At 28.8% G+C, this 5373-nt stretch carries 6 protein-coding genes; all 6 read left to right on the top strand.

Annotated elements, in window-relative coordinates; genetic code table 11:
* Window positions 1-163: 163 nt before the first annotated feature.
* The 6 genes from ACTHW2_RS08625 (at window position 164) to ACTHW2_RS08650 (ending at window position 4763) form a co-directional block, all read left to right on the top strand.
* A complete protein-coding gene (locus tag ACTHW2_RS08625; RefSeq protein WP_442263541.1) occupies window positions 164-703 on the top strand; it encodes a hypothetical protein in 540 nt (179 codons plus the stop codon).
* Between the two features lie 13 nt (window positions 704-716).
* Window positions 717-1097, top strand: coding sequence for a hypothetical protein (locus ACTHW2_RS08630; protein WP_442263542.1), 381 nt, complete (start codon window positions 717-719; stop codon window positions 1095-1097).
* Between the two features lie 88 nt (window positions 1098-1185).
* Entirely contained in the window at window positions 1186-2058 is an 873-nt protein-coding gene (locus ACTHW2_RS08635) for an ATP-binding cassette domain-containing protein (RefSeq protein WP_442263543.1), read from the top strand.
* Between the two features lie 10 nt (window positions 2059-2068).
* Window positions 2069-2869 (top strand): ABC transporter permease subunit, encoded by an 801-nt coding sequence (locus ACTHW2_RS08640; protein WP_442263544.1) that lies wholly within the window; start codon window positions 2069-2071, stop codon window positions 2867-2869.
* A 12-nt stretch (window positions 2870-2881) separates the two neighbouring features.
* Complete coding sequence (locus tag ACTHW2_RS08645; RefSeq protein WP_442263545.1) at window positions 2882-3676, top strand: ABC transporter permease subunit; 795 nt, start codon at window positions 2882-2884, stop codon at window positions 3674-3676.
* A gap of 22 nt (window positions 3677-3698) precedes the next feature.
* Window positions 3699-4763, top strand: coding sequence for a DUF5050 domain-containing protein (locus ACTHW2_RS08650; RefSeq protein WP_442263546.1), 1065 nt, complete (start codon window positions 3699-3701; stop codon window positions 4761-4763).
* Window positions 4764-5373 lie beyond the last annotated feature (610 nt).

A 5373-nucleotide genomic window follows, 5' to 3' on the forward strand; every position in this document is an offset into this window, starting at 1 on the left:
TTATATTTTGGTTTACAATAAAAGTATAATACTATAAATAATAAATGTCAATAAATATTATAATATACATTAGTATATTATAATATTTAAAAATGGGTATATTGACACATGATAGATATTTATCTATAATAAATTAAAAGGAGGAGATAGTATTAAAAGAATATTGTTTTTTATTGCTTATGGTTTAATAAGCTTTAGTCTTTTATTCCTAGTATTTGTACAAAACTTACATTTGTATTCTAGAATTATAACATCCATAGTAATATTACTTGTAGGGATAGGATTAATTCATAATTATTATGAAATTAAATGGTTAAACAAAATAAAAGCAAAAGATATAAGATTTATGACTAAGAACAACATAATAATATTTACAGGTTCAGGATTGGCTGCACTACTCACTTGGTATATCAATCATAATTTAGGACATGGTTCATTAGTTGCCAGTGGTATTGTAGGGGTAATTTCAGCTTTAGTTTTTCCAGCCAATCTGGCAGGTGCATTTTATACAGCATCATTTGTAGGAATGTCTTCACAAGCAATAATACCTTCTGCTAATATAGCAGCTCTTACAGGACTTATAGCCGGTCTTGTAATTATATTCTCAAAGGATATATATGCAGGACTTGGAGGTAAAGGTGGCACTTCAATTGCATTTTCTACACAGTTTACAAGAATCATTTTAAATTTATTTAACATTTAATAGGGGGACAAAAATGGATTACAGAATTTTGATTGTAGCTGTTACTGCAGCATGTATAACCTACTATTTAAGTATACATCTTAAAAAAGGTCCAGTGCTTGCTTCAGCTATAGTAACTTTATTATCGGGCTTACTCTTGCCTGCTATATTTGAAGATGGAAGTACCTTGGCTATAGTTGCAACAACTGTTTCATATGCTGCAATGGTATCTACAGATAAATTTCCTAAGATATATGAAATGATAGTAGTAGGTATTATATCTGGAATTATATTTATTCTTGCAGAAGGCGTATTTATAGGAGTTGGTGGTAAGCTGGGTTCTATAGCTGCTATATCTGGACTGTCATGGTTTGGATTTAAGGAAATATTTAAGAAAATTAAAATTATAAAATAAAGAATAAGCTAATAAATTGAATAAATAAATTAAATAAATCAACAATCAGTTATAGATTGTTGATTTATTTTTAAGGAGGATCATTAGTATGGGAATAATAGAAACTAAAAATCTTACAAAATATTATGGTAAATCCTTAGGTATAAAAGATGTAAATCTAAATATAGAAAAAGGAGAAATATTTGGATTTATAGGGCCAAATGGAGCTGGAAAATCTACTACTATTAGGCTATTATTAAGTCTTATATATCCAAGTAGCGGTGAAGCAAAGTTATTTGGAAAGGAGATAAAAAAATCAGGCCCTGAAGTTAGAAAAGATGTAGGCTATCTTCCGTCTGAGATCTTTTACTATGATAAAATGAAAGTTAAAGATCTTTTAAACTATTCAGCAAGCTTTTACCAAAAAGATTGTAGTAAAAGAATAAAGGAATTAGCTGGTATCATGGAACTAGATTTAAATAGACGGATAGAGGATTTATCTTATGGAAATAAGAAAAAGGTTGGAATAGTTCAAGGGCTTCTTCATGAGCCCAAACTTATTATCTTAGATGAACCCACAGGCGGACTTGATCCACTTATGCAACAAAAATTTTTTAATCTAATGAGAGAAGAAAACGAAAAAGGAGCTACAATATTTTTCTCATCTCATATCTTAGGAGAAGTTCAAGAGCTTTGTAATAGAGTAGCTATCATAAGAGAGGGCTCTATAATAGAAACTGCTGACATAAAGACACTTAGAGAAAACAATTATAAAAAGATTTCTATTTTAGGGGATAGCATAAACAAGGAAGTATTCAATATTGATGGAGTTACAAAGCTAGTAAAAGAAGAAGATAGGATCAGTTTTTTCTATAAAGGTGATATAAATATTATATCTAAAATCCTTAGCTCTATAAATCTAAATGATATAAGTATAGAAGAGCCAAGCTTAGAAGAAATATTTATGCATTATTACGAATAGGAGGCTAAGAATGAATGTATTTATTCAAGAATTTAATATGAAAAAAAGATCTACTTTAATTTGGAGCCTTTCTATAGGAGCTTTTTTAATATTTTATATGGCCTTTTTCCCTAGTATGAGCAAGGACAGTTCAGCACTTGAATCCCTAATGGAAAGTTTTCCAGAAGAAATGTTACAAGTCTTAGGTCTTAGGGAAGGATTATCTATCGCTAGTCTTATGGGTTACTTTACTTTAACCTTTACAATGGCACAAGTGGCTATAGCCGTTCAAAGTGCAAACTATGGATTTTCAATACTTACAATGGAAGAAAGAGAACTCACAGCAGACTTTTTAATGACAAAGCCAGTATCTAGAAGTAAAGTTTACTTCAGTAAATTTTTTGCTTCGCTTTTAAGTCTTATAATCACAGCTATAATTATATCTATAGCTAGTTTTATATCCTTAGAACTTTTTAGTGGAGGAGAAAGTTATAATATTAAAAATGTGCTTAAGTTATTTTTAACCATACCAATTTTCCAATTATTATTTTTAAGTCTTGGTATGTTTATTTCGCTTTTATTTAAAAAGATAAGAAGTGTATTAAGTTTTTCTATGGGACTTTCAATTGGTTTATATGTTATAAATACAGTTAGGGAGATTGTAAACAGTGATATATTAGGTTTTTTTACTCCATTTTATTACTTTGAACCGGGTAGCATTTTAAAAGGAAATTATGATTTAAAATTAATGATTATATCATTTGGTCTTATAGGAGCTTCTTTAATATTTAGTTTTTTTATATACAATAGGAAAGATATAGATTCTGTATAGGAGGTGTGTAAAATGAATATTGTTAAAAGAGAGTTAAAATCAAATTTAAAATCTACAATTATTTGGAGCCTTTCAATTATATTTTTAATATTTGTATGGATGATAGAATACGAGTCCTTTGCAAACAATCCTCAGATAAATGATTTAATGGATTCTATGCCCCAAGCTATGCTAGAAGCTTTAGGTATGGGAGCTATGACTCTTTCTAGCCTAAGTGGGTTTATTAGTGCTATAGCCCTTTATATTTATCTACTACTGGGAATTCATGCAGTCTTACTAGGAAGTAATATTATTTCCAAAGAAGAAAGAGATCGTACAGCAGAATATTTATTTACACTACCTGTTTCAAGAAAACAAGTAGTCAAAAGTAAACTTATAGCGGCTATTATAAATGTAATAATACTAAACTTTGTAAGCTTATCTATAACTATCTTGACTAGTATAAACCATGAAAAAGACGAAGGTTTTTATAAATTTATAGGACTATTATTTTTAGCTATATTTATTGTCCAGATGATATTTCTAAGTATAGGTATGTTAGTTGCGTCTATAAATAAAAGATATAAAAAATCTGGAAATATATCTGTGACTATACTATTTATAACTTTTATAATATCTTCACTTATAAATATAGTTGATAAAGTAGACTTCTTAAAATACATTACACCATTTAAATATTTTGATGGAGGAGAAATTTTAAATAGTATGAAACTGGAACTCACATTTATAGTTATTTCTATTTTCATAATAGCAGGAGGATTAGTAGGAACATTTATATTTTATCCTAAAAGAGATTTATATATTTAAATTACTTAAAGGGGCTGAGCATGTGAAGTTAAATAATAGGAAAATAGGATCGTATCTTCTTTTAATAACACTTGTTGTACTAGGTATAGTAGTATTGGAAACAGATTTTATAGAAAAAATATACGATAAATTTGAAGATTATAGACTTAGTAAAATTGAGCAAATAAAAATAGAAGATAACTCTTTAAAAGGAAACAATCAAAGCAATATTAATAACTATGGTATAGTTGCAGAAACAAAAGATTCATTTTATTATACCTTAGATACGACTATATATAAAAGTGACAAAAAGTTTAAAGGTACAGAAGATTTATTTATTAGACCAGGAAAAGACAGCAAAGACACTATAAACATTTTGGACAATTGGATATTTTATAGACAATTTGATGAAATAAAAAGAATGAAGATGGATGGAAGCTCTGTAAATACAGTTTTCAAAGGATATTCTTTTGACATGCGTATATTTGGAAACTGGATTTATTTTTTAGGAGCACCCGAATATAATCTTTATAAGATGGACTTAAATGGAAGAAATAGAGAAGTTCTAGTCAATAGGGATGTAAGAGACATGACAATATATGATGGAAAAATATATTATTGCTATGAAGAGGATGAAAAATATTACTTAAAAAAGATAAATCAAGATGGAAGTGGAGAAGTGTTACTATTAAAAACAGAAGCAAGAGACTTAGTTGCAGACAGTGACTACATATATTATATAGACGAAGACTATAAACTATGTAGATTAACTCTTAAGGATAATTCAATAGAAAAATTATCAAATGAAGAGACTTTTAGTTTTGTCAAAGATGATAAATGGATATTTTATACTCTAAAGGGTGAAGAGGATAAACTTGGCAATAAGGGATTATACAGAATGGATTTGGATGGAAATAATGTTTTAGAATTAGATGGAGATGCTCGTTTAGATGAAATAGGCCTTGGGATTACAGACGATTGGATTTTTTACCATTCGATAAATGAAGAATGGAGAACCTTATTGAATAGAATTGGTAAAGATGGAAAAAATGCTTCCATCATTGAAAACAATGAAGTGGAAAATAAATATGAAGAAAAGCTAAACTAGAATGGAAAACATATGGAGTTAAGCTTATAATTTTAACATAGTTGATAAGAAGTGATATGATATTAATAAGTTAAATACGCATTAGTATATTTAAGCGTATCTAAGAAGTTTGTCATTCTGAGCATAGCGAAGAATCTAAGCTTGGTTCAAGAAATATTGAAAACCGTCGTTCCATGAAAGGAAAAACATCTTTCATAAGTCACTCCTTATTTTCAATATTTCTTTGATCCTTAAGTAGCCTTGCTCCGTATTAGTAGGTAAGTGCGAAGCATTTATTCTTGTCATTCCGAGCCAGTCGAGGAATCTTAGGGTCAAAACAAAGATTCTTCGTCGCTACGCTCCTCGGAATGGCAGCAACGCATTCTTCATATTAGACGAAACTAAATAATTATTATATTATAACCACCAATAATGAATATTGATGGCTTTTCATTCCTATAATGGCACAACCATTTTGTAAGTTACTATTACAATCAGCATCCCATTCATGGATAATCATAATAACTTCCACAATTCAAATAAAACTCTTGACTAATTTACAATCTTGATATATACCTTGAGTTTTGCAGTAAAATCAAAGAATAAAGGCCCTTATGCATTGTAAATACAA

This window comes from Tissierella sp. (assembly GCF_052089545.1).
In the GTDB taxonomy this organism is placed as follows: domain Bacteria; phylum Bacillota; class Clostridia; order Tissierellales; family Tissierellaceae; genus Tissierella_A.